Source organism: Rhodoferax sp. (assembly GCF_028715765.1).
In the GTDB taxonomy this organism is placed as follows: domain Bacteria; phylum Pseudomonadota; class Gammaproteobacteria; order Burkholderiales; family Burkholderiaceae_C; genus Rhodoferax.
In genome coordinates, this window is the sequence record NZ_JAQURE010000024.1 from 24,676 (window position 1) to 45,109 (window position 20,434).

A 20,434-nucleotide genomic window follows, 5' to 3' on the forward strand; every position below is an offset into this window, starting at 1 on the left:
GGTCAGGTGAGATGCTGTTTGTCATGAAGGCAGTTTATGCCCAACCCATGCGCGCCGCAGCAACCCAGCGCCGTTTGAAACAGTCGCTCTAAATTAGCCAGCCCTATACCAAAGCGGCTGCAGCAAACCGTCCACCAAACGCACGGCACGCGCGGCCATGGCTTGGGCTTCGGCCTCGTCGTGGGTGACCAGCAATGTGGGCATGCCAGCGGCTTGAATGCGGCTGCGAAACTCGTCACGCAAACTGCTGCGCAAGTCGGCATCGAGTGCCGAAAAAGGCTCATCCAGCAGCAAAGCGCGAGGCTGGGTGATCAAAGCGCGTGCCAGCGCCACGCGCTGCTGCTCGCCGCCAGAGAGCTGCCACACCTTGTGCTGCGCGTGGCTGGACAAGCCCATCAGCCCCAGCATGCCAAGCGCCTGGGCACGCGCTTGGGGCTTGGGCAGGCGCTTCTCGATCAAGCCAAAAGCCACGTTGTCTTGCACGTTGAGGTGCGGGAACAGCGCAAAGTCTTGAAACATCAGGGCAAAGCGGCGCTGCTCGGGTGGCTGGGTGGTGATGTCGTGGCCATCAAACCAGACCTGCCCAGCACGCGGCGGCTGCAGCCCCGCCACGATGCTGAGCAAAGTGCTCTTGCCACTGCCCGACGCCCCCAGCAGCGCCACAATTTCCCCAGCCGACACGCGCAGATCAATGTCTTTGAGCAGCGCTCTGGCGGCATAGTTTTGACTGATGTGACGCAACTCAAGCATGGGACAGCTCCCTGGCAAGCGGCCGCGCCGCAGTGTTGGGGCGGGGCCATTCAATCACCAAAAAAGAGAGCAACGCAAGCAGCATCAGCAAGCATGAGAGCACAAAAACTTGATCCAAACTGGCCTGACCGGGGTGACCCAAGCGTTGGTAAATCAAGGTGGTGAGGGTGGCCCACTCGGGGCGCGACAAAAACAGCGTCACCGCAAACTCGCCCAGCGCCGTGGCTGCCGCAAACGCCATGCCCCGGCGCAGCGCCGGGCGCAGCAGCGGCCAGGTGACTCGCCAAAAGCAGCGCCACGGGCCAGCGCCCAGAGTGCGCGCTGCTTGCAGCACATGGGGCGGCAAACCGTCCAGCCCAGCCGACATGGCTTTGGCCACAAACGGGTAAGCCAGCACCGCATAGGCCGCCAACAGCAGTGGCAAGCTGGCCGTCCAGCCGGGGTAGAGCAGCAGCAAGCCAAACGCCACCGTGACCGGCGACACCACAAACGGCAAAAACGCCGCCGCCCGCCACAGCACCGAGCGCTGCGCTGCCAGCGCATGCAACACCCCCAGCAGCGTGGCCAGCACCAGTGCCACGGCTGAAAAACGCAAGGTGTTCCACAACGCAGCCAGCACTTCAGGCTCCACCAGTGCCGCCCAGGCGGCCTCGTCCACAGCCAGCGCCCGCCACACAATGGCCACCAAGGGCAAGCCGCACAGCACCCCCAACACCGCCAGCGCAGCCAACAGCGCCAGCCACTGCCAAACGCCATGTGGCACATGGCGCAGCACGGGCTGCACCCGCGCCGGTGCCGCCATGCGTTTTTCAAGCCAGGCATAGACCATCGCCACAGCGCCAGTGAGCAGCAGCATCCACAGCGCCAGCACGCTGGCTTGCCCCAACTGCAGCTCGTGCGCCACCAGGGTGTAAATCTCAACCTCTACCGTGGCATAACGCTGCCCACCCAGCACCAGCGCCAGGCCAAACCCGGCAAAACAATACAAAAACACCAAGCACAGTGCTGACATCAGCCACGGCGCAATGGCCGGCCACTCAATGCGCCAAAACGCCCGCCAGGGGGTAGCACCCAAAGACCGCGCGGCCGCCACCTGCGCGGCGTTGACCTGCCCCAGCGCGTCCGCCCCGGCGCGCACCACCAAACACAGGTTAAAAAACAGGTTGCCATACAGCAGCAGCCAGGGCGTGTCTTGCAAGTTCACACCCAGCCAGCCACTGAGCAAACCATGCGGCCCCCACAGCGCCAACACCCCCAAGCCCGCCACCAGCGTGGGCACCACAAACGGCAGCATCAACAAGCGCAGCACCAGCGCACGCCCGGTAAACTCAAAACGTGCCAGCACCCAGGCCAGCGGCAGGCCAATGGCCAAAGCCAAGCCGCAAGTGATGCCCGCCTGCGCCACCGACCAGCCCACGCGCCAGCGCAGGTAAGCGTCTTGCCAAGGCAGCCAAAGCGATGCGGGGGCGGGGGCCGCCAGCCACTGCCGTGCTTCACCGCTCCACCCCGCCCACAGCAAGCGCAGCAACGGGGCACACAGCAGCACCAGCAAGGCGGCGGCGGGCAACACGCCCAGCCAGAAACTGCGCAACGGGTTGCGGGTGGGCGTGCTCAAAATTGAGGCATCTAGGTTCGCGCTACTTCAGCACCACCTGCGTCCAGCGTGCCACCCATTGCGACCCTTTGTCGGCCATGGTCTGCACCGGCAAGGTTTCAAACTGGGTGGGCTCAGTGGCGTGTTGCATCACAGGTGCCCGTGGCGTGCCAGGCAACACCGGGTACATCCACATCTCGGTTTGCAGCGCTTGCTGCACCGGGCCTGAGCGCATGAAGTCGATGAACTTCAACGCCGCCGCACGCTGGCCGCCGCCTTTGAGCAGCGCCACGCCTTCGGTCTGCTTGAACACACCGCCCTTGAGGGTCAGGCTGCCAGTGGGCGACTGGGTGCGTTTTTCAGTGGCGTAAAACACTTCGGCGGCCGGGCTGGTGGCATAGCTCACCACCATGGGCTGGGCGCCGCCGCCACGGGTGAAGTCGGTGTAGTAAGCCTCGCTCCAGCCTTTGGCCACTTTCAAGCCGTTGGCACGCATCTGCGCCCACCAGGCAAAGGCCGGTTCTTCACCCAGCCCGGCAATGGTGGCCAGCAAAAACGCATAGCCGGTGCTGCTGGTGGCCGGGTTTGGCATCACCAGCGCAGCTTTGTAGGCGGGTTGGGTCAGTTGCTGCAGGGTGGTGGGCAGCACCAAGCCATTTTTGGCCATCGCGGTTTTATCAAAATTAAGAGTGACGTAGCCATAATCCACAGGCTGCAGCGCCCCATCAAGCACACCAGCTGCGTGCGCTTTGGCTTGCAGGGTGTTGTCAATGCCGTAAACCACATCGGCCACCGGGTTGGCACGGGTCAAAATGAGTTTGTTGAGCATTTCACCGGCATCGCCGCCCTTGATCAGCGCCAGCTTGACCCCAGCCTGTTTTTCAAAATCGGCCAGCAGCGGTTTGGGCAGGGCAAATGAGCTGTGCACCATCACCCGCAGTTCATCGGCAGCAAGTGACAGGCTAGAAAAACTCAGTGCAGCCAGCGCAGTGGCGGCAAAAGCAAAGTGACGACGGTTCATGGCAAGGCCTTTCAGTGCGCCAACATCAGAAGCGTTGGCGTGAAAGACAGCACCCCAAGGCGGGGCCCGACTCCAAAACCTTCACGCTCCCTACGCTGGCATGATCCAGATCAGGTATGGGGACTTTCTCAGCCCGGCTTGCGCCAGACACCCCCGGTGAGGTTTGGATTGTAGTGACGCCGGGTTTCTGGCACAGCTGCTTTAGTGGCTCTGGGTGCGATTCAAACTGATGTGGATTTATTCCCTCTCCCAGAGGGAGAGGGAGTGAAACGCACAACACATCAGTGTGAATCGCACCCGGTGGCTCTGGTGCATTGCTGCTTTGGCGGCACTGGCACGGCGCGGCGGCTGGGTCAGGTGCGTGCGGTTTTGGGGGCAAAACACGCGCGGGGCTGAGGCCTCGGTTCGCCCTTCACCACTTGCGCGCGCCTTTGCCCCCAAAGCCCGGTCACCTGACCCAACCACCACGCCTTATCTGTGTGGCTGTTGTGCTGGCAGAAATAGCAAAATTAATAGCTGGTTACGCTTGTCATACATGGGCTACAGGCTGATTTCTTATAAATATTCGAGTCCAAACCAAGTGAGGCAGGGTGATTGGGTCAGGGGACCGGGCTACTGCGTGAAATGCGCGCGAAAGAGGAGCTGGCGTACCAAGGCGATTAGCCCCGCGCGTGCTTTCACCCCAAAACCGCACGCCCCTGACCCAGTCGCCCTGCCGGGTTAAAACTCCCCCCCGACCACACCCCAGTGAATGACATCCGCATTCAACAGAAAAAAAATGACCTTTTCTGAGCGAAAAAGTAGAATGAAAAAACAGTCGTTTTCATGCATCAAACCCACAGGAATCCTTATGCCCCCGCAAGTACAAGAGTTAGCTGCAGAAGTGCTTGAACTCTCGGCACAAGATCGCGCCAAAATCCTCGAACTGCTGCTGAACAGTTTTGAACCCCAACCAGACCCTCAAAAAGCATGGATGAATCTGGCACTACAACGCCGCGAACAAATCAGAACGGGTGAAGTTGCCATGGTCAATGGTGCAGATGCCATGTTGCGCATCAAGGCAAGGATCGCTTGAATTACGGTATTCATCCCGATGCCGAAGCAGAACTTGGTGATGCGGCTGAGTTCTACGCCACCCACGCTAGCGCAAATATTGCTAATGCGTTCCTTGCTGAATTCAAAAGAGTCGTTGAGTTGCTGATGAAAAATCAACAATGCGGCGCGCATGGCGAAGATGGGCTGCGCATCTACCACTTCAACCGATTTCCCTTCACTGTGGTGTACGAAGAAAATCAAACGCTGGGTCCGCAGATATTTGCGGTGGCTCATCAAAGCCGTGAGCCTGGGTATTGGCATAGTCGTGTTTGATTCATGCCTCAGTCCTTCACAGCTTCAAAGCAACACCTGAAAGTTTGAGTTGACAGGGTTGGACTTGAGTCCGCCCATCAATACAAAAGTGCCAACACAGCCGACACCGCGGCATCCCATCTGTCAGCGCCCTGCCCTTTGATGTCGATGCACGGGTAATGCCGGGTTTGCAACTGCTGCTGCAGCATGGCGTGCACGGCTTGGCGGGCAGAAGCTCCGTCGCGCTGCTGGCCGTCGGGCACCCAGGGCACATCTGGGTGCAGAACCAGGTGCAAGGCATAGCGACTCTGCAGCGCATGGGCACTGGCCAGCAACGCGTGGTCTGAGAAATAGTAGGCGCTGTAAACCGCGGTAGTCAGCGGCGTGGTGTCGCAAAACACCCAGGCACAACCGGCTTGCTTGGCTTGCGCTGTGATGCGTTCTTCTTGGTCAAATTGCGCCCGCATCAGGGCAGCTTGTTCATCTGCCCGCGGCGTGCGCTGCTGCTGTTGGCAAAATTCGCGCAATGCCTCAGGCACCCACAGCCCACCAAAATGTGCCGCCAGCGCCTGCGCCAGGGTGGTTTTGCCAGTGCACTCGGCACCCACCAAGGCAATCAACTGGGGCGCGGCCATCGCACAGCCGGTTATTGCTTTACAAGCCCTTAGTTCAGTCGCTCAGGCTTTGAGCTCTGCCAAGCCACCTAGATACGGCCGCAAGACCTCCGGCACGGTGACAGAGCCGTCGGCGTTTTGGTAGTTTTCCAGCACCGCCACCAGCGTGCGGCCCACCGCCAGGCCGGAGCCGTTCAAGGTGTGCACCAGCTCGTTTTTGCCTTGGGCGTTCTTGAAGCGGGCTTGCAAGCGGCGCGCCTGAAAGGCTTCGCAGTTGCTCACCGAGCTGATTTCGCGGTAGGTGTTTTGCGCTGGCAGCCAGACCTCCAGGTCGTAGGTTTTGGCCGCCCCAAAGCCCATGTCGCCGGTGCACAGGCTCATCACCCGGTAGGGCAAACCCAGCTTTTGCAAAATGGCCTCGGCATGGCCGGTCATTTGCTCCAGCACGTCGTAGCTGGTGTCGGGGTGAACAATTTGCACCATCTCCACCTTGTCAAACTGGTGCTGGCGAATCAAGCCACGGGTGTCGCGCCCGGCGCTGCCTGCCTCTGACCTGAAGCATGGCGTGTGGCCAGTGAGCTTGATCGGCAACTCAGATTCGGCCACCACCACGTCGCGCACAAAGTTGGTCAAGGGCACTTCGGCGGTAGGAATCAAATACAGCGCGGTGTGGTCAGGCTGCTCTTCACCCTCTTGCCCGCCTTTTTTGGCAGCAAACAAATCGCCCTCAAACTTGGGCAGCTGACCGGTGCCGCGCAGGGTTTCACCGTTGACGATGTAGGGTGTGTAGCACTCGGTGTAACCGTGCTCCGTGGTCTGCACGTCCAGCATGAACTGCGCCAGGGCACGGTGCAGGCGGGCAATTTGCCCCTTCATCACGGTAAAGCGGGCGCCGGTGAGCTTGACACCCATGGCAAAGTCCAGACCCAAAGGTTCCCCCACGTCCACATGGTCTTTGACCGCAAAGTCAAAGGCTTTGGGCGTGCCCCAGCTGCGCACCACCACATTGGCGTGTTCGTCAGCCCCCACCGGCACGCTCTCGTGTGGCAGGTTGGGCACCGCCAGCAGCAAGGTTTGCATTTCCAGCTGGATGAGGTCAAGACGCTTGGCCGAGGCATCCAGCTCGTCTTTGATGCCCGCCACCTGCGCCATCACAGCCTCTACTTCAGCGGCACCGGTGGCGCCCTTGGCTTTGAGCTGGCCAATTTGCTTGCTTGACGCATTGCGCTGGGCTTGCAGTGCCTCGGTGCGCACCTGGATGGTTTTGCGCTCGGCCTCCAGCGCGCTGAAGGCTTCCACATTCAAAAAGGCTTGTGGGCGCTTGCGAGTTTCAAGGCGGGCGATCACTTGGGTCAGGTCTTTGCGCAGCAGGGTCAGGTCTAGCATGATAAGGTTTTATATAAGAAATAAGGCTCTAGCGCCCGTTGATATTGCGTGAGTAGCTATGAATTTTAAATTGATTCAAGGTCGTCTGTGGCGTCGATTCGCAGCCCTTTGGGCAAGGGGAACTTGACGTTCTCAGGGTCGCCTGGCAAGCGGCGCACCGACACTGCGCCCAGCGCTTTGAGGCGCTCGATGACTTGCGTGACCAAAATCTCAGGCGCCGAGGCCCCGGCAGTCAGCCCCACCCGCTGGCAGCCCTCAAACCACTTGGCTTGCAAATCAGCCGCGGTGTCGACCATGTAACCGGGGGTACCCAGCTTGCGCGCCACTTCGGCCAGGCGGTTGCTGTTGGAGCTGGTCGGGCTGCCCACCACCACCACCACATCCACCTGCGGGCTCATCAGCTTGACGGCATCCTGGCGGTTTTGCGTGGCGTAGCAAATGTCTTGCTGCTTGGGCTCGCGCACTTTGGGAAAACGTGCCTTGATGGCGGCGGCCATGTCGGCAGCATCGTCCACACTCAGGGTGGTTTGGGTCACCACCGCCAGTTTGTCGGTCTGCGTGGGGGTGATGCGCGCCACATCGGCCACGCTGTCGACCAAATGGATGCCGCCGTCAAGCTGCCCCATGGTGCCCTCCACCTCGGGGTGGCCTTTGTGGCCGATCATGATGAACTCAAAGCCCTCTTTGGCCAGCTTGGCCACTTCCACATGCACCTTGGTCACCAGTGGGCAGGTGGCATCAAAGATTTGAAAACCACGGCGGCTGGCTTCCTGCTGCACCGCACGGCTCACGCCATGGGCAGAAAAAACCAGCGTAGCGCCCGCAGGCACTGCTTCAAGCGCTTCTATAAAAATAGCGCCTTTGGCTTTCAGGTCGTTCACCACGGTGGTGTTGTGCACAATTTCATGGCGCACGTAAATGGGCGCGCCAAACTTGGCCAGGGCTTTTTCCACAATCTCAATGGCGCGGTCTACCCCGGCGCAAAAGCCACGGGGCTCGGCCAGCAGCACGTCCAGCACGGGCGTGGCAGGCGTGAGGTGGGCAGGTGCTTGGGGCATGCTCACAGCACCCCAATCACCAGCACTTCAAACGTCACCGGCTGGCCAGCCAGCGGGTGGTTGAAGTCAAACAACACGGCTTCGCCCTTGGCGTCGGTGCGAAATTCTTTGATCACCCCGGCAAATTCGCCCTGGCCATCAGGCGTGGGGAACTTGACCACCTCGCCCACCGCAAACTGCTCACCCACGCCACCCAGGGCATTGAGCTCTTTGCGTGACAACCACTGCAGCATGTCGGGGCTGCGCGGGCCAAACGCCTCGCCCGCGGGCAGCTCCAGCGTGGTGCGGGTGCCCTCGGCCAGCCCCATCAGGCGGGCTTCTACCGCCGGTGCCAGCTCGCCGGTGCCCAGCGTCAGGGTGGCAGGTGCGGCGTGAAAGGTGTTGACCACGTCGCCCGCAGGGCCGCTCAAGCGGTAGTGCAAGGTTAAAAACGAGCCGGGGGCAATGGTGGGAGGCGTTGTGGACATGGTGTGATGGTGTTGCGTTGAGACCCTACTTGGGCAGTTGGCCAAGTGGGGCGGCATAAACTGCACAGCATTGTAAAAGCCAGCCCATTGCCCACACATGCCACTCAAAGACCTGCCCCCCGATGCCCGCCCGCGTGAAAAGCTGCTCGCGCGCGGCCCTGCCGCCTTGAGCGACGTGGAGCTGTTGGCACTGCTGCTGCGCACTGGCATCAAAGGCAAAGGCGTGCTGCAGATGGCGGCCGAGCTGCTCAAGCTCAAACCTGCGGCCGCCCCCAGCACCAAGCCTGGCGCAGTGCCCGGTGTTGCTGAAAACGCCACCCCCACGCCTGTTGCCACCGGTTTTGACGGGCTGGCCGGGCTGCTGGACGCTACCGCAGACGACCTCAAGCGCGTCAAAGGGCTGGGGCCGGCCAAGCGCTCTGAAATTGTGGCGGTGCTGGAGCTGGCACGCCGCGCCATGACGCAGCGGCTGCAAGAGCGCACGGTGTTTGACACCCCAGACGCCGTCAAGCACTACCTGCAGTTACAGCTGTCACAGCGCAAGCATGAGGTGTTTGCGGTGCTGTTTCTGGATGTGCAAAACCGCTTGATTGCGCTCGATGAAATGTTTCAGGGCACCCTGACCCAAACCAGCGTTTACCCGCGTGAAGTGGTGTTGCGCGCCCTGCACCACCAGGCCAGCGCCGTGGTGCTGTCGCACAACCACCCCAGCGGCAGCGTGCAGCCCAGCCGCGCCGATGAAATGCTCACGCAAACCCTGAAAACCACCCTGGCGCTGATTGACGTGCGGGTGTTAGACCACGTGATCGTGGCACCAGGCGAGGCCTTGAGCATGGCCGAGCGGGGCTTGCTGTGATGCCGCATGCGCCCAAGCCCACCGCAGCGGCAGTCAAAGTCACCGCCTTGAGCGACCTGAAAGTGGTCAAAAAAGCCATCGCCGCACAAGCCAAACAGCGCGCCCTGCAGATCAGCACACAGGCCAAGGCGGTCAAGCAAGCGGCCACCGACAAAGACCTCTTTGTCAAGGCCGCAGGCGCCGTCAAACCCTTGCCAGACAAGCGCAAGGTGCTCCACAAAACAGTGCGCACCGTACCACTGACCATGCAGTACCAAAAAGATGAAAAAGCGGTGCTGAAAGAAGCCATCAGCGACGAGTTTGATGTCTCGACCCTGCTGGAAGTGGACGAACACCTGAGCTTTCGCCGCCCCGGCATTGGCCCGGACGTGACGCGCAAGCTGCGCCGCGGCGACTGGAGCATTCAGCGCCAGCTTGACCTGCACGGCCTGCGCCGCGATGCGGCACGCGAGGCCTTGAGCCTCTTCATCCGCGAAGCGCATCAGCAAGGCATACGCTGCGTGCGCGTGGTGCATGGCAAGGGCTTGGGCTCACCCGGCAAAGCGCCGGTGCTGAAAAGCCGGGTACACAGCTGGCTGGTGCAAAAAAACGAGGTGCTGGCCTTTGTGCAGGCCAAACCAGCCGATGGCGGCGCCGGTGCCCTGGTGGTGCTGCTGATGACCAGCCGGGCTTGAGGGCAGGTTATCCGGGCTGGTTGCGCATCCAGTCTGCGGTCTGAAAAAATGCGGCTTTGAGCTTGTCTTGCAGCCCCTGCGGCAGCGCTTCTTCGGCCATGGCTTGCGCCATGCAAGCCAGCCACTGGTCGCGCTCAACCAAGCCAATTTTGAACGGCATATGGCGCTGCTTCAGCCGGGGGTGGCCAAAGCGTTCAACAAAATACTGCGGCCCGCCGAGCCAGCCGCACAAAAACCAAAACAGCTTTTGCCGTGCGTCATCCAGCGTGTGGCCGTGCACCGAGCGCAGCTGGGCATAGGCAGGCTCCAGCGCCATCAGGTCGTAAAAGCGGTTGACCAAGGCTTGCACCCGCGCCTCGCCACCGATCCATTCAAACGGCGTGGTAAAGTCTGCTTTTTCTTCAATGTTCATGGTCAAATTGGCCTCTAGAGCTTATGGAATATGCGTGAGCAGCTATAAAAATTAAGTCTATCATAACGAACTGAAGCCCATCCTACGGGGGTTCAGGTTACAAGTTAGGGCACGGGTTAGCGCTTTCATCCGCTGCAGCCAGGGGCGTTTGTGCACGCCCAGCATGGCGCAACACACTGCGCAACTTGGCGGGGCGCACCGGCTTTTGCAACAGCACCAGGCCAGCCGCTTGCACCTGTGCGCGCACCTCAGATGCGGTGTCGCCGCTGATGATGCAGGCGGGCAGCATGTCCCCCAAGATTGGCCGCAGCATGCGCACGGCGTCCAGCCCGGTGTGCGGGCCGGGCAGGCGGTAGTCGCTGACCAGCACATCCACCGCACCACATTGGCGCGCCAGCTCGCAAGCGGCCGCAGCGCTCTCAGCACGGCTCACGCGGCAGCCCCAGTTTTGCAGCAATGCTACCAACGCGTCACCGCCCAAGACGTCGTCTTCCAACAGCAGCACATGCATGCCCTGCAAGTCAGACGCTGGCAGGCTTGAGGCGGCGGTGGTTGCAGCAGCGGCGGGTGTGGCCAGGGGTTCAGCAACATGTGCCAAGTCAGGGGCAAAAAAGGCCAGCGACTGCAGCGGCCAGCCAGGTGATGGCGGGGCTGCACTGGCAGCGGGTGACAACGCCCGAGGCACTTCCAGTGCAAAACACGAGCCCTTGCCAGGAACCGAGCGCAAAGTCAGGTTCAACTGCAGCACCTCACAGGTGCGCCGCACAATGCTTAAGCCCAGCCCCAAACCCTTGGCCCGGTTGCGCTCACCGTTGCCCACCTGGTAGAACTCTTCAAAGACTTGGGACTGTTCCTCAGGTGCAATGCCCAGACCGCTGTCCCAGACCTCGATGCGCACCGCTTGCCCGCCCTGCGCGCGCCTGCAGGCCACCAGCACGCCACCGGTTTCGGTGTAATTGACCGCGTTGCTGACCAGATTCAGCAGCACGCGCTGCAGCAGCACCGGGTCAGTCTGCAGCCACAGCGGGCTTGGGCGCAAGCGCAGACGCAAGCCCTTGCCTGCTGCCACAGCGGCAAAGCTGTTGTGCAACTGCTCAAACAAGGGGTTGACGGGAAAGGCTTTGGGCGTCACGGCCAGTTGGGGCGCGTCGAGCCGGGAGTAGTCAAAAAAGGCGTTGAGCATGTCTTGCAGTGCACGCACTGAAGACTCCACCCCTTGCACCAGCTCGGTGCTTTGGGCGTCCAGTGGGCGCTGCTTCAAGGTGGCCACAAACAGCCCCAGAGCGTGCGCGGGTTGGCGCAGGTCGTGGCTGGCAGCCGCCAAAAAGCGCGATTTGGAGGCATAAGCTGCTTCGGCTTGTGCCTTGCCCTGCTGTAACTGCGTCTCGTACCGGCTGCGCACATGGTTAAACGCGGCAGCCACCAGGGTGTAAAACGCCAAAGACAGCACAAAGTGCAGCGCGACCACAGGCGGGTGCGGGTAAGCCGCAGACCAGGTGGGCTGCTGCACCCCAAAATAAAGCGCCACAGCCGCTAAAAAGGCCAAGCTGTAGACCCAGCCCAAGCGCTCGCCCTTCAAGAAAAAGGCCAAAAACGGCAGGGTGTAGACCCAAAACAAACCGGTGCCCTGAATGCCACCAGCCACAATGAGTGCGCCAAAAATCACCGCGCTGGCCAGCAACAGCAAGGTCTCGGCCAAGGCCACCCGGCTAGACAGGCGGCTGAAAAAAAACGAGGGGGCAACCAGCAGCAGCACCGCAGCCAGCTCAATCAGCCCGAGCGTTCGCAGGTCTGGCTGCAGCAGGTTGAACACGGTAAAAAGCCCCCCCACCCACAGCCCAATGGTGCTGGCAGCGCGCACGTGGCGGGCACGATCTTGCAACCCAAATTCAGCGTTCATCCATCCCCTTGAGTGTTGTGAGTGCGCCAGCCCTTGGCTCACACCACGATGCTAACAAAAGGAGATGCACACAACGCAGGGCGAATGTTTGCGCACGCCAAGTCTGGCGCTGCTTTACAGCTGCAGCTCGCTCACCAGCGCTCGGTACAGCTGCCGGGGTGTCAGCGGTTTGTGCAGCAATGTGGTGCCGCTAGCCAAGGCTTCCCGCAACCTGTCAGGTGCGGTGTCTCCGGTAATGAGCAAGGCTGGCAAACCTGCCCCCAGCACTGCACGCAGGGCGGCAATGGCTTGCACCCCGGTGCGCTCCTCGCGCAGCCGGTAGTCACTGATGAGCACTTGTGGCATAAAGATCTGCACCCTTGCCAACGCCTCGTCCTGGTCTGGCGCTCCCTCGCACTGGCAACCCCAATCTCGCAGCAACTGCAGCATGCCGTGGCGAACGGCCTCATCATCTTCAAGCACCAGAACACGCACGTTGCGCAATTGGTCCATACCCAACTCAGGATTGATCACCTGGTCAGTCAAGGTTTCTGTGGCCAATGGCAAAGCCAGTTGAAATCGGCTACCCTGGTGCTCGGTGGACTTCAATGTGAGCGGGTGGCCCAGCGTGCGCGCCAATCCTTGCGCAATGGCCAGCCCCAAGCCCAAACCATTACGCTGGTCACGTTGTGGATTGCCCAACTGGTGAAATTCCCGAAAGACCTCTTGCTGCTGCGCCAACGGTATGCCGATTCCGGTGTCCCACACCTCCAGCACTGCCTGCGCGCCGCGCGGGCGGCAGGTCACCAGCAAGCCCCCACGCTCGGTGTAACGGATGGCGTTAGAGACCAGGTTGCGCAAAATCAGCTCAACCAGGGCCGGGTCAGACTGCAGCACCAGCGCACTTTCGCACGATCGGTAGCGCAAGCCTTTGGCATCGGCCTGAGGCTCAAACTCGCGCTCTATCTTGTTGAGCAACGACTGCACTCGAAACGGAGCGAGCTGTGGCTCAATCACCCCGGCATCAATGCGCGAGAAATCCAGCAGTGTGTTGAGCATGTCAGACGATGCGGCGGCGGCGGCATGGACACTGTCGAGCAGTTGGTGCTGGCGCGCATCCAGCGATGTGCGTGACAGCACATCCAGAAACAAGCCTTGCGCGTGTATGGGCTGGCGCAAGTCGTGGCTGGCTGCGGCCAGGAATTTGGACTTGGCTGCGTTGGCGTGTTCGGCCTCGCGCTGGGCTTGCTCGGCTTGCGTGCGGGCAAGCTTGGCCAGCTCGGTTTCACGGCGCAGTTTGTCCAGTAGGTCGATGTTTTCAAAGCGCAACTCGATGGAAGTGCGGATGGTTTTTGCATTGCTTCGTGCCTGGCCAAGCAGGCCGAACATGTACAAAATGCAGGCTGCTCCCAACGCCACATACACCGGGTCGCGCTCCTCGATTTGCCACATTTTCAGCGCGGTCAGCAGCAGGTTTGGAACAATGTAGGCCGCAAATACTGGTAGCACGGGCGAACGCGAGGAAGCGCTGCCACTGGCCATGGCTGCAATCGCAACCAGCACCAATAAATTGCCTGACAAGCCAACATTGCCCAATGCGATCCAGGCCAACCCAGCCCAAATGACCCCGCCAATGACGCTCAACAGCATCAAAATCCACACCGTTCGGTGCGTTTGATCAGCGGCAATGCCAGCTGCCATGCAGCGTCGTGTAAACAATTGAAAATTCAAGTGGCTCAGCAATGCCAGCACCGCCCACGCACTCAAAATCAAAGCATTGTTGGCATTGGACAAGCTCCAAACCAAAAATACAACCACGCCTGTGATAGGAATGCCGGTAGTGAGCGTGCCCAGCATCAACGCGCGCAGCTGCTCTACCAAAATACGCTCATCGGCAAGGCGTAGTGGGTTACTGCGGAGTCTCATTAGGCAACCAGATTTGTCAGCTCAACAAGCCCTGTTTGCGAGCCACAAACACGGCTTCCGAGCGGCTTAAAACACCCAGAAACTCCAGAATGTCTTGCACATGACGGCGCACAGTGTTGTCTGACAGCGCCAGTTGCCGCGCAATGAGTTTGTTTGACAGCCCCTGGTGCAGCAGGTCTAGCACCTCGCGCTGGCGTGGTGTCAGTTGGCGTGTTGGTGGGCTGTCATCTGGCAGTGTGGCTGCGGCCAATTCCCCGCGCAAGACCAACTCAATGGCGGCAATGATGTTGTCAGCCGCTTCGGCTTTCGACACAAAACCGGCGGCACCCCGAGCCAACGCCAGCCGCTGGGTGTGTGGCTCGTCTTGTGACGACAACATCAGCACCGGCATCTGCGGCCACTTGTGCTTGATCTGCTTCAAGCCTTCCAGGCCGCTTGTGCCTTTGAGCTGAATGTCGAGCAGCACCACATCAAGCGCATCGGGTGCGTTGCATAGGGCGGACTCTAGTGTGGCTGCTTCAAAGATGCACGCGCCAGGCAAGGCGCCGCCAATCACCATGCACAAGCCGGCGCGAAACATAGCGTGATCATCAATGAGCAGGATGCGTGGCGAAACCATGGCGCGTATTAAACCACCCGAAAAACCTGTGCCCTCTGGTCTAAACAGACCATTTCCAAAAGCTGCTGCCCGGCCTAGCATCAACCCCCGAAATTTGCGCCTGCCCCACGCACGTTTGCGATATGAAAAAGGGGACGCTACCCTTTCTTATTGCTCAAATGCTTGGTGCTGCACACATTTTGGAAATTGGTTTTCTACATTTATTTAAGACCACTTCAATGTCAACCAGTCTTTTTTTCGGCAGCTTGGCTCATGTACTTGCAACTTACAAGACATTCAACCTGACTTGGAGCGGCGCTTCATTTGGTAATGGTGCGTCTGCCACGGGCTACTTTACCGTTGATACGGCATGCCTCAATAACCCAGGTTTTACTTCTTTTTCTGGAATGTCGGCTTTGTCGGCATTGAGCATCACCGTCACTGGATCATCTGGCGGAAATGGTACGTTTGGCCTGTCGGATTTCAGTACTTTTTTCATCAACACAGCTGGCGGAATTTTGGATCTGAATCGTGAGTGGTTTGGACAGGCGAATCCGGAGGGGGCATGGGGTTCAGGTGCTTTTCCTTCGACCGTCGGGGACTTTAATGTGTTTAGCAATGGTTCATCAGCAAGTACACCCACCGCCACAAGCGGCTTTACGCTTCGTACGGCTGGTGGAGACTCAATACTCTTGACCTCGGTAACGCCTGTACCAGAGCCGGTAACTTGCGCCATGCTGCTGACTGGTTGGCATCACAGGGGCGGTTGTGGGTCGTCACAGGTACACCCCGGTTTGATTGATCCGACAACGTCTAGGCAATGGCATAAATGGGACGCTTCCCTTAATTAAACCTGTGCCACCTGGTCTAAACAGACCATTTCCAAAAACCGCTGTACTGCCTAGCATCGGCTCCTGAAATTTGCACCTAACCCGTTTACGTTTGTTTGTTATGGAGAACTCCCGCATGAAACTAACTTCGCTCTTTGGCACATCCACCTCAATGATCATCCTGTCACTGACCTGCATGCTGCCCGCACAGGCGGCTTTGCAAGCGCGTGACATTGGTAGCACTGGTGCTACCAACGCCTTTTACGACACCACACTGAACGTGACATGGCTTGATATGGCCAGTGGGGCATTGACCTGGGATACAGCCAATGCCTGGGCCAGTGGCCTGAATGTGGGTGGTGTCACCGGCTGGCGCTTGCCTACCATGACGGTGGCCAACCCAAATACAAACATAAGTAGCAACGGCACCACGGATTATGGTTACAACGTGCCCGGTAGTTCCAGCGAAATGGCCAGCCTGTTTTACAACACCCTGGGCAATAAGGCATATGTCAACACCAGTGGCGCAGTCCAAGCAGGTTATGGTTTGACCAATGCAGGTGGCTTCCAAAACTTGCAACCCAACGGCTACTGGCTCGGTACAGAGTTCGCGCCTAACCTTTCCAGACCTACTGCTTGGTACTTCAATAACGGCATTGGCACCCAGCTTGCCGCCTACAAGAGCGACTCGTTGTATGCCATGGCTGTTCATGCTGGTGATGTGATGGCCCCAGTGCCCGAGCCCGAAACCTACGCCATGTTGCTGCTTGGCCTGGGGGTGGTTGGTGCCATCAGCTGTCGCCGCTCAAGGGCGCATGGGTCTTTGGCGAATCAGGTCAATTGAAAGTTGGCGCGTTTTAGTGGTTTGTTGTTTTTGGAGATCCTACGCATGAAATTCACTTCGCTCTTTGGTACGGCAGTCACCACCACTGTCCTGTCGCTGGCCTGTGTGTTGCCCGCAGAGGCTCAATCCGTGTCAGGTCAAGGTAGCTGGGAAACCACATTGTTAGGGCGTGACATCAACCGCAATGCCGTTGTTGCCACCGATGTCAGCGCGGTGTACTTGTATGACACCACGCTAGGGGTCACCTGGCTCCGCGATGCCAACGCCAACAGGCAAATGACCTGGGACACTGCGACTGCTTGGGCCGCTAACCTGAGCACCGGCAGTGGTGGCAACACCATCAGCGGCTGGCGCTTGCCCACCATGACTGACACTGGCACGCCGGGGTGCAATTTGTCACCCGTCGGCACTGACTGTGGTTACAACTCCACCACATCCACCAGTGAAATGGCCAGCCTGTTTTACAACACTCTGGGCAACAAGGCTTACTTCAATACCAGTGGTGCAGAGCAAGCGGGTTTCGGTCTGACCAACGCAGGTAGTTTTCAGAACATGCAGTCCAGCTACTACTGGATCGGTACAGAGTACGCGCCTGATCCCAACCGCGCGTGGTACTTCAATACCTGGGATGGTGGCCAGGATGCCGCCGTTAAATCCCCTCAGATTTATGCCTTGGCTGTGCATGCTGGTGATGTGATGGCCCCAGTGCCCGAGCCCGAAACCTACGCCATGTTGCTGCTTGGTTTAGGGGTGGTGGGAGCCATCAGCCGTCGCCGCTCAAGGGCAGCTGGCACCTTGGCAACAGCTGCGCACGCTGATGCGCACCCGGCCACCTTGGATGTCAATGCCACAAGTTCCAACACGTCTCCGCGCCGAAGGCAAGGCGGATTCACCTTGATCGAGCTGATGATTGTGGTGGCCATCATTGGCATTCTGGCTTCTGTTGCTTTGCCAAGTTATCAAGCCTACACAATCCGTTCAAAAGCTACAGAACTTATTTTGGCAGCAACCCCTGGGCGCATAGGAGTGGAGGAATGGGTTGCACTCAATAACAATGGGTTCGTTCCTTGTGATACATGCTATGTGGCTCCAGCACACTCATCAAAGTACGTTTCAAACGTGACTTGGCGTGGAAATAGCAATATTGGCTATTTGACAGTTACCGGTGCTGGTCATCCAGAACTGACCGATAAGTTTCTATCCTTGGTTGCCACGCTCAATAACGGACGTATCACCTGGACTTGTGTTTCAGGTGGTCCTGGGCTTTTCGCTAAGATTGATTCAAAATATTTGCCGAGTAACTGCAAATAACGCATCAGATCATTACCGGTCAAAAGTCAAATCAAACCACGAGGGGTATGCCGCTGCCGTCAAGCTGCCGTGGCTGAATGCGCGATTAGCACGCTTTGGCATTCGAGCAACACACCACCCCGCAGTTTGTCTTTGGAGCTGATGTGCAGCTTTGCCATTCATTTGTGCCGCTGGTATGGGGCTGACTCAGCGCTTGAACTGGGCGGTGATTTGCGCCACGCGCTGGCCAAACAGGCGGGCGGTTTCCAGGTCGCCGGGCAACATGTCTTCGGCGGACGCGTCAGAGGGCGACTGCGCCATGGCACCAGCAAATGAGCCCACATAGTTGATGTCGTTGCGCTGGGCGGCCTTGCTGTTGCTGGGCATCAGGCCGGTGCCGACCCACACGCCGCTGTGCTGCATGGCCAGGGTAAACAGGTAATGTAGTGTGGAATGTTTGTCGCCGTTCATGGTGGCGCTGTTGGTAAAGCCAGCAAACACCTTGTCTTTCCAGGCTTGACCAAACCAGGGTTTGCTGGTGGCGTCGGCAAATTTTTTGAACTGCCAACTCACACTACCCATGTAGGTGGGGCTGCCCATGATGATGGCATCGGCCGCGTTGAGCGTGGCCCAGCCGTCGTCAGACACATTGCCGTCGCCGTCAATGGTGACCAAATCAGCATCCGCACCTGCGGCCACCGATTGCGCCATGCGCAGGGTGTGGCCGTAACCCGAATGACATACCACTGCTACTGTTGCCATGAGAAAACTCCTTTTGAAATTGAAAATAAAACCAACACAGAAATAAACCAACCTTTTTTCAGGCGTGCAAATCAAACACCAGCACCTCGGCGGCATCCGCTTCTGACAGCACCACTTCAGACTCATCGGCCAGCAAGGCCGCGTCTCCCGTGGTCAGCGTCACACCATTGACCTGCAGCGCGCCACGCACTAGATGCACATAGGCTTTGCGCCCCGCTGGCAAAGACAGGTGCGCAGTTTGCCCGGCCTCAAAAAACCCCGCATAGAGCCAGGCATCGGCTTGGATTTTGACCGAGCCTTGCGCTGCGTCAGGCGAGGCCACCAGGCACAAGCGCCCCTGCTTGGCGGCGCTGGCAAAAGTGGTTTGCTCGTAGCTGGGGGGCACGCCGCGCTGGTTGGGCTCAATCCAGATTTGCAACAAATGCGTGGTGCTGTCAGGGGCGTGGTTGAACTCGCTGTGCTGCACGCCGGTGCCCGCGCTCATGCGCTGTACGTCGCCCGGCGGAATGCCTTTGACGTTGCCCATGCTGTCTTGGTGCGCCAGCTCGCCCGCGAGCACGTAGGTGATGATCTCCATGTCGCGGTGGCCGTGCGTGCCAAAGCCCATGCCGGGGGCGATCCAGTCTTCGTTGATCACGCGCAAATTGCCCCAGCCCATGTGGGCAGGGTCGTAGTACCCGGCAAACGAGAAGCTGTGGTACGACTTGAGCCAGCCATGGTCGGCATAGCCGCGCTCTTGAGAGGGTCGCAGGGTCAGCATGATGGGTTCTCCTTCAAACAATAGGCGGTTGGGTTCAGGGCGTGCGGTTCAAGCTGAACATCGATGGCTGAATTTTCCGTGCCTCAACGCGCCATGTGGCACAGTGAAATTGATGGCATCATTCAATTTATTTGAAGCAAAGCGCCCACACCATGCAAACTGCCAGCCAAGTCCTCACCCCTGATGCGTTGCAAATGCTGCAAACCATTGCCCGCACCGGCAGTTTTGCCGCTGCCGCGCGTGACCTGGGCATGGTGCCCAGCGCCCTGACCTACCGCGTGCGCCAGATGGAAGATGCGCTGGATGTGCTGCTGTTTGACCGCAGTGCCCGCCAGGCCAAACCCACCCCGGCCGGGCGGGAGCTGCTGCGCGAGAGCGAGCGCCTGCTGCAAGACCTGGAGGCCGTGGCCAACCGCGTCAAGCGCGTGGCCACCGGCTGGGAGCCGCAGTTCACCATTGCCATCGACAGCATCATTGCCAAAGCCACCGTGATGGAGCTGTGCGACAGCTTTTTGGCCAGCCAGCCACCCACCCGCATTCGGCTGCGCGACGAAACCCTGTCAGGCACGCTGGAAGCCCTGACCAGCGGCCAGGCTGATTTGGCGCTGGGCGTGGCTGACCTGGTGTCCACCAGCACGCTGCAAGCGCTGCCGCTGGGCGATGTGCGCTTTGTCTACGCGGTGGCGCCGCACCACCCGCTGGCCAGCGCGCCCGAACCGTTGGCCGACGACCTGGTGCGCCAGCACCGCGCGGTGGCGGTGGCCGACACCATCAGCCGTGGCAACGGCGTCACCATTGGGCTGCTGGGCGGGCAAGACGTGTTGACCGTGGCCACCATGCAAGACAAGCTGGATGCCCAACTGCGTGGCCTGGGCTGTGGCTCGGTGCCCGAATGCATGGCCGGCCCCTACATCGACAGTGGCCGTCTGGTGGTGAAAACCACCCAGCAGCCAGCGCGCTCGGTGCGCGTCAACTACGCCTGGCGCGCCAGCAACCACGGCGCTGGCCGCGCCTTGCAGTGGTGGCTGGGTCAGCTGCAAAGCGCCACCACCCGCAGTGCGCTGCTGGAGCGGCACCGGGGCGTGTAAAGTCGGTCACATTCACTGGAGTAACTCATGACGAAAAACACAACCTCTTCCAAACACTTTGCCATCATTGGCGCGGGCATGGCTGGCATCAGCTGCGCCCGTGCCTTGGTGCAAGCCGGGCAGCGTGTCACGCTGTTCGAGAAAAGCCGTGGCCTGGGCGGGCGCATGGCCACCCGCGACAGCGCCTTTGGCTCGTTTGACCACGGCGCGCAGTATTTCACCGCCCGCGACAAACGCTTTGTGCAAGCGCTTGAAGCCACCCCCGAGCTGTGCAAACG

General features: G+C 59.8%; 22 protein-coding genes and 1 riboswitch. Of the genes, 9 read left to right on the forward strand and 13 right to left on the reverse strand.

Features of this window, described 5'->3' with window-relative positions:
- Positions 1 to 93: 93 nt before the first annotated feature.
- From PHT20_RS09945 to PHT20_RS09955, 3 genes are read right to left on the reverse strand one after another with little or no spacing between them, the layout of a single operon-like run.
- A complete protein-coding gene (locus PHT20_RS09945) occupies positions 94 to 750 on the reverse strand; it encodes an ABC transporter ATP-binding protein (RefSeq protein WP_301020406.1) in 657 nt (218 codons plus the stop codon).
- Positions 743 to 2,365, reverse strand: coding sequence for an iron ABC transporter permease (locus PHT20_RS09950; RefSeq protein ID WP_301020407.1), 1,623 nt, complete (start codon positions 2,363 to 2,365; stop codon positions 743 to 745). The genes PHT20_RS09945 and PHT20_RS09950 overlap by 8 nt, the downstream gene beginning before the upstream one ends.
- A 22-nt stretch (positions 2,366 to 2,387) precedes the next feature.
- The gene (locus PHT20_RS09955; RefSeq protein WP_301020408.1) at positions 2,388 to 3,365 is read right to left on the reverse strand and encodes a thiamine ABC transporter substrate-binding protein; all 978 of its coding nucleotides are present in this window, start codon (positions 3,363 to 3,365) and stop codon (positions 2,388 to 2,390) included.
- A gap of 69 nt (positions 3,366 to 3,434) precedes the next feature.
- Positions 3,435 to 3,530, reverse strand: a riboswitch (TPP riboswitch).
- A gap of 613 nt (positions 3,531 to 4,143) precedes the next feature.
- On the opposite strand from PHT20_RS09955, the gene PHT20_RS09960 reads away from it, so the two are divergent.
- Together PHT20_RS09960 and PHT20_RS09965 are read left to right on the forward strand one after the other, a co-directional pair.
- Positions 4,144 to 4,440, forward strand: coding sequence for an addiction module protein (locus tag PHT20_RS09960; protein ID WP_301020409.1), 297 nt, complete (start codon positions 4,144 to 4,146; stop codon positions 4,438 to 4,440).
- The gene (locus tag PHT20_RS09965) at positions 4,437 to 4,733 is read left to right on the forward strand and encodes a type II toxin-antitoxin system RelE/ParE family toxin (RefSeq protein ID WP_300080847.1); all 297 of its coding nucleotides are present in this window, start codon (positions 4,437 to 4,439) and stop codon (positions 4,731 to 4,733) included. The genes PHT20_RS09960 and PHT20_RS09965 overlap by 4 nt, the downstream gene beginning before the upstream one ends.
- Positions 4,734 to 4,810: 77 nt before the next feature.
- Here PHT20_RS09965 and PHT20_RS09970 read toward each other — a convergent pair whose 3' ends face one another.
- The 4 genes from PHT20_RS09970 to PHT20_RS09985 all read right to left on the reverse strand — a co-directional run bounded on the left by PHT20_RS09970 (position 4,811) and on the right by PHT20_RS09985 (position 8,237).
- Positions 4,811 to 5,347, reverse strand: coding sequence for an ATP-binding protein (locus PHT20_RS09970; RefSeq protein WP_301020410.1), 537 nt, complete (start codon positions 5,345 to 5,347; stop codon positions 4,811 to 4,813).
- Positions 5,348 to 5,389: 42 nt separating this feature from the next.
- Positions 5,390 to 6,712 carry a serine--tRNA ligase gene (gene serS, locus PHT20_RS09975; protein ID WP_301020411.1) on the reverse strand — a complete coding sequence of 441 codons (1,323 nt, stop codon included), beginning with the start codon at positions 6,710 to 6,712 and terminating at the stop codon, positions 5,390 to 5,392.
- 65 nt (positions 6,713 to 6,777) lie between these two features.
- A complete protein-coding gene (gene ispH, locus PHT20_RS09980) occupies positions 6,778 to 7,770 on the reverse strand; it encodes a 4-hydroxy-3-methylbut-2-enyl diphosphate reductase (protein ID WP_301020412.1) in 993 nt (330 codons plus the stop codon).
- 2 nt (positions 7,771 to 7,772) lie between these two features.
- Positions 7,773 to 8,237, reverse strand: coding sequence for an FKBP-type peptidyl-prolyl cis-trans isomerase (locus tag PHT20_RS09985; RefSeq protein WP_301020413.1), 465 nt, complete (start codon positions 8,235 to 8,237; stop codon positions 7,773 to 7,775).
- A gap of 97 nt (positions 8,238 to 8,334) precedes the next feature.
- Here PHT20_RS09985 and radC point away from each other — a divergent pair, with 97 nt between their 5' ends.
- Both radC and PHT20_RS09995 read left to right on the forward strand, forming a co-directional pair.
- Positions 8,335 to 9,093 (forward strand): DNA repair protein RadC, encoded by a 759-nt coding sequence (gene radC, locus PHT20_RS09990; protein ID WP_301020414.1) that lies wholly within the window; start codon positions 8,335 to 8,337, stop codon positions 9,091 to 9,093.
- Positions 9,093 to 9,767: a Smr/MutS family protein gene (locus PHT20_RS09995; protein ID WP_301020415.1), complete on the forward strand. Its 675-nt coding sequence runs from the start codon at positions 9,093 to 9,095 to the stop codon at positions 9,765 to 9,767. Before radC ends, PHT20_RS09995 begins: the two co-directional genes overlap by 1 nt.
- 7 nt (positions 9,768 to 9,774) lie before the next feature.
- Here the strand turns inward: PHT20_RS09995 and PHT20_RS10000 are convergent, their stop codons facing one another.
- The 4 genes from PHT20_RS10000 to PHT20_RS10015 all read right to left on the reverse strand — a co-directional run bounded on the left by PHT20_RS10000 (position 9,775) and on the right by PHT20_RS10015 (position 14,684).
- On the reverse strand, positions 9,775 to 10,179 hold the full coding sequence (locus PHT20_RS10000) for a group II truncated hemoglobin (RefSeq protein ID WP_301020416.1): 405 nt from the start codon (positions 10,177 to 10,179) through the stop codon (positions 9,775 to 9,777).
- A 97-nt stretch (positions 10,180 to 10,276) separates the two neighbouring features.
- Positions 10,277 to 12,079 carry a hybrid sensor histidine kinase/response regulator gene (locus tag PHT20_RS10005; RefSeq protein ID WP_301020417.1) on the reverse strand — a complete coding sequence of 601 codons (1,803 nt, stop codon included), beginning with the start codon at positions 12,077 to 12,079 and terminating at the stop codon, positions 10,277 to 10,279.
- Positions 12,080 to 12,193: 114 nt separating this feature from the next.
- Positions 12,194 to 13,984, reverse strand: a complete 1,791-nt coding sequence (locus PHT20_RS10010; protein WP_301020418.1) for a hybrid sensor histidine kinase/response regulator — start codon at positions 13,982 to 13,984, stop codon at positions 12,194 to 12,196.
- A 16-nt stretch (positions 13,985 to 14,000) separates the two neighbouring features.
- Positions 14,001 to 14,684: a response regulator transcription factor gene (locus PHT20_RS10015; RefSeq protein ID WP_301020419.1), complete on the reverse strand. Its 684-nt coding sequence runs from the start codon at positions 14,682 to 14,684 to the stop codon at positions 14,001 to 14,003.
- Between the two features lie 41 nt (positions 14,685 to 14,725).
- Here PHT20_RS10015 and PHT20_RS10020 point away from each other — a divergent pair, with 41 nt between their 5' ends.
- The 3 genes from PHT20_RS10020 to PHT20_RS10030 all read left to right on the forward strand — a co-directional run bounded on the left by PHT20_RS10020 (position 14,726) and on the right by PHT20_RS10030 (position 17,567).
- Complete coding sequence (locus tag PHT20_RS10020) at positions 14,726 to 15,433, forward strand: hypothetical protein (protein WP_301020420.1); 708 nt, start codon at positions 14,726 to 14,728, stop codon at positions 15,431 to 15,433.
- A gap of 115 nt (positions 15,434 to 15,548) precedes the next feature.
- Positions 15,549 to 16,256 carry a PEP-CTERM sorting domain-containing protein gene (locus tag PHT20_RS10025; protein WP_301020421.1) on the forward strand — a complete coding sequence of 236 codons (708 nt, stop codon included), beginning with the start codon at positions 15,549 to 15,551 and terminating at the stop codon, positions 16,254 to 16,256.
- A 45-nt stretch (positions 16,257 to 16,301) separates the two neighbouring features.
- Positions 16,302 to 17,567 carry a pilin gene (locus PHT20_RS10030; protein ID WP_301020422.1) on the forward strand — a complete coding sequence of 422 codons (1,266 nt, stop codon included), beginning with the start codon at positions 16,302 to 16,304 and terminating at the stop codon, positions 17,565 to 17,567.
- A gap of 186 nt (positions 17,568 to 17,753) precedes the next feature.
- On the opposite strand, the gene PHT20_RS10035 is transcribed toward PHT20_RS10030, so the two are convergent.
- Both PHT20_RS10035 and PHT20_RS10040 read right to left on the reverse strand, forming a co-directional pair.
- Complete coding sequence (locus tag PHT20_RS10035; RefSeq protein ID WP_301020423.1) at positions 17,754 to 18,308, reverse strand: flavodoxin family protein; 555 nt, start codon at positions 18,306 to 18,308, stop codon at positions 17,754 to 17,756.
- Positions 18,309 to 18,366: 58 nt separating this feature from the next.
- The gene (locus PHT20_RS10040) at positions 18,367 to 19,068 is read right to left on the reverse strand and encodes a pirin family protein (RefSeq protein ID WP_301020424.1); all 702 of its coding nucleotides are present in this window, start codon (positions 19,066 to 19,068) and stop codon (positions 18,367 to 18,369) included.
- 152 nt (positions 19,069 to 19,220) lie between these two features.
- On the opposite strand from PHT20_RS10040, the gene PHT20_RS10045 reads away from it, so the two are divergent.
- Both PHT20_RS10045 and PHT20_RS10050 read left to right on the forward strand, forming a co-directional pair.
- Positions 19,221 to 20,156, forward strand: coding sequence for a LysR family transcriptional regulator (locus PHT20_RS10045; RefSeq protein WP_301020425.1), 936 nt, complete (start codon positions 19,221 to 19,223; stop codon positions 20,154 to 20,156).
- 27 nt (positions 20,157 to 20,183) lie between these two features.
- Positions 20,184 to 20,434, forward strand: a 251-nt coding sequence (locus PHT20_RS10050; RefSeq protein ID WP_301020426.1) for an FAD-dependent oxidoreductase, incomplete at its 3' end; no start/stop codon positions are given.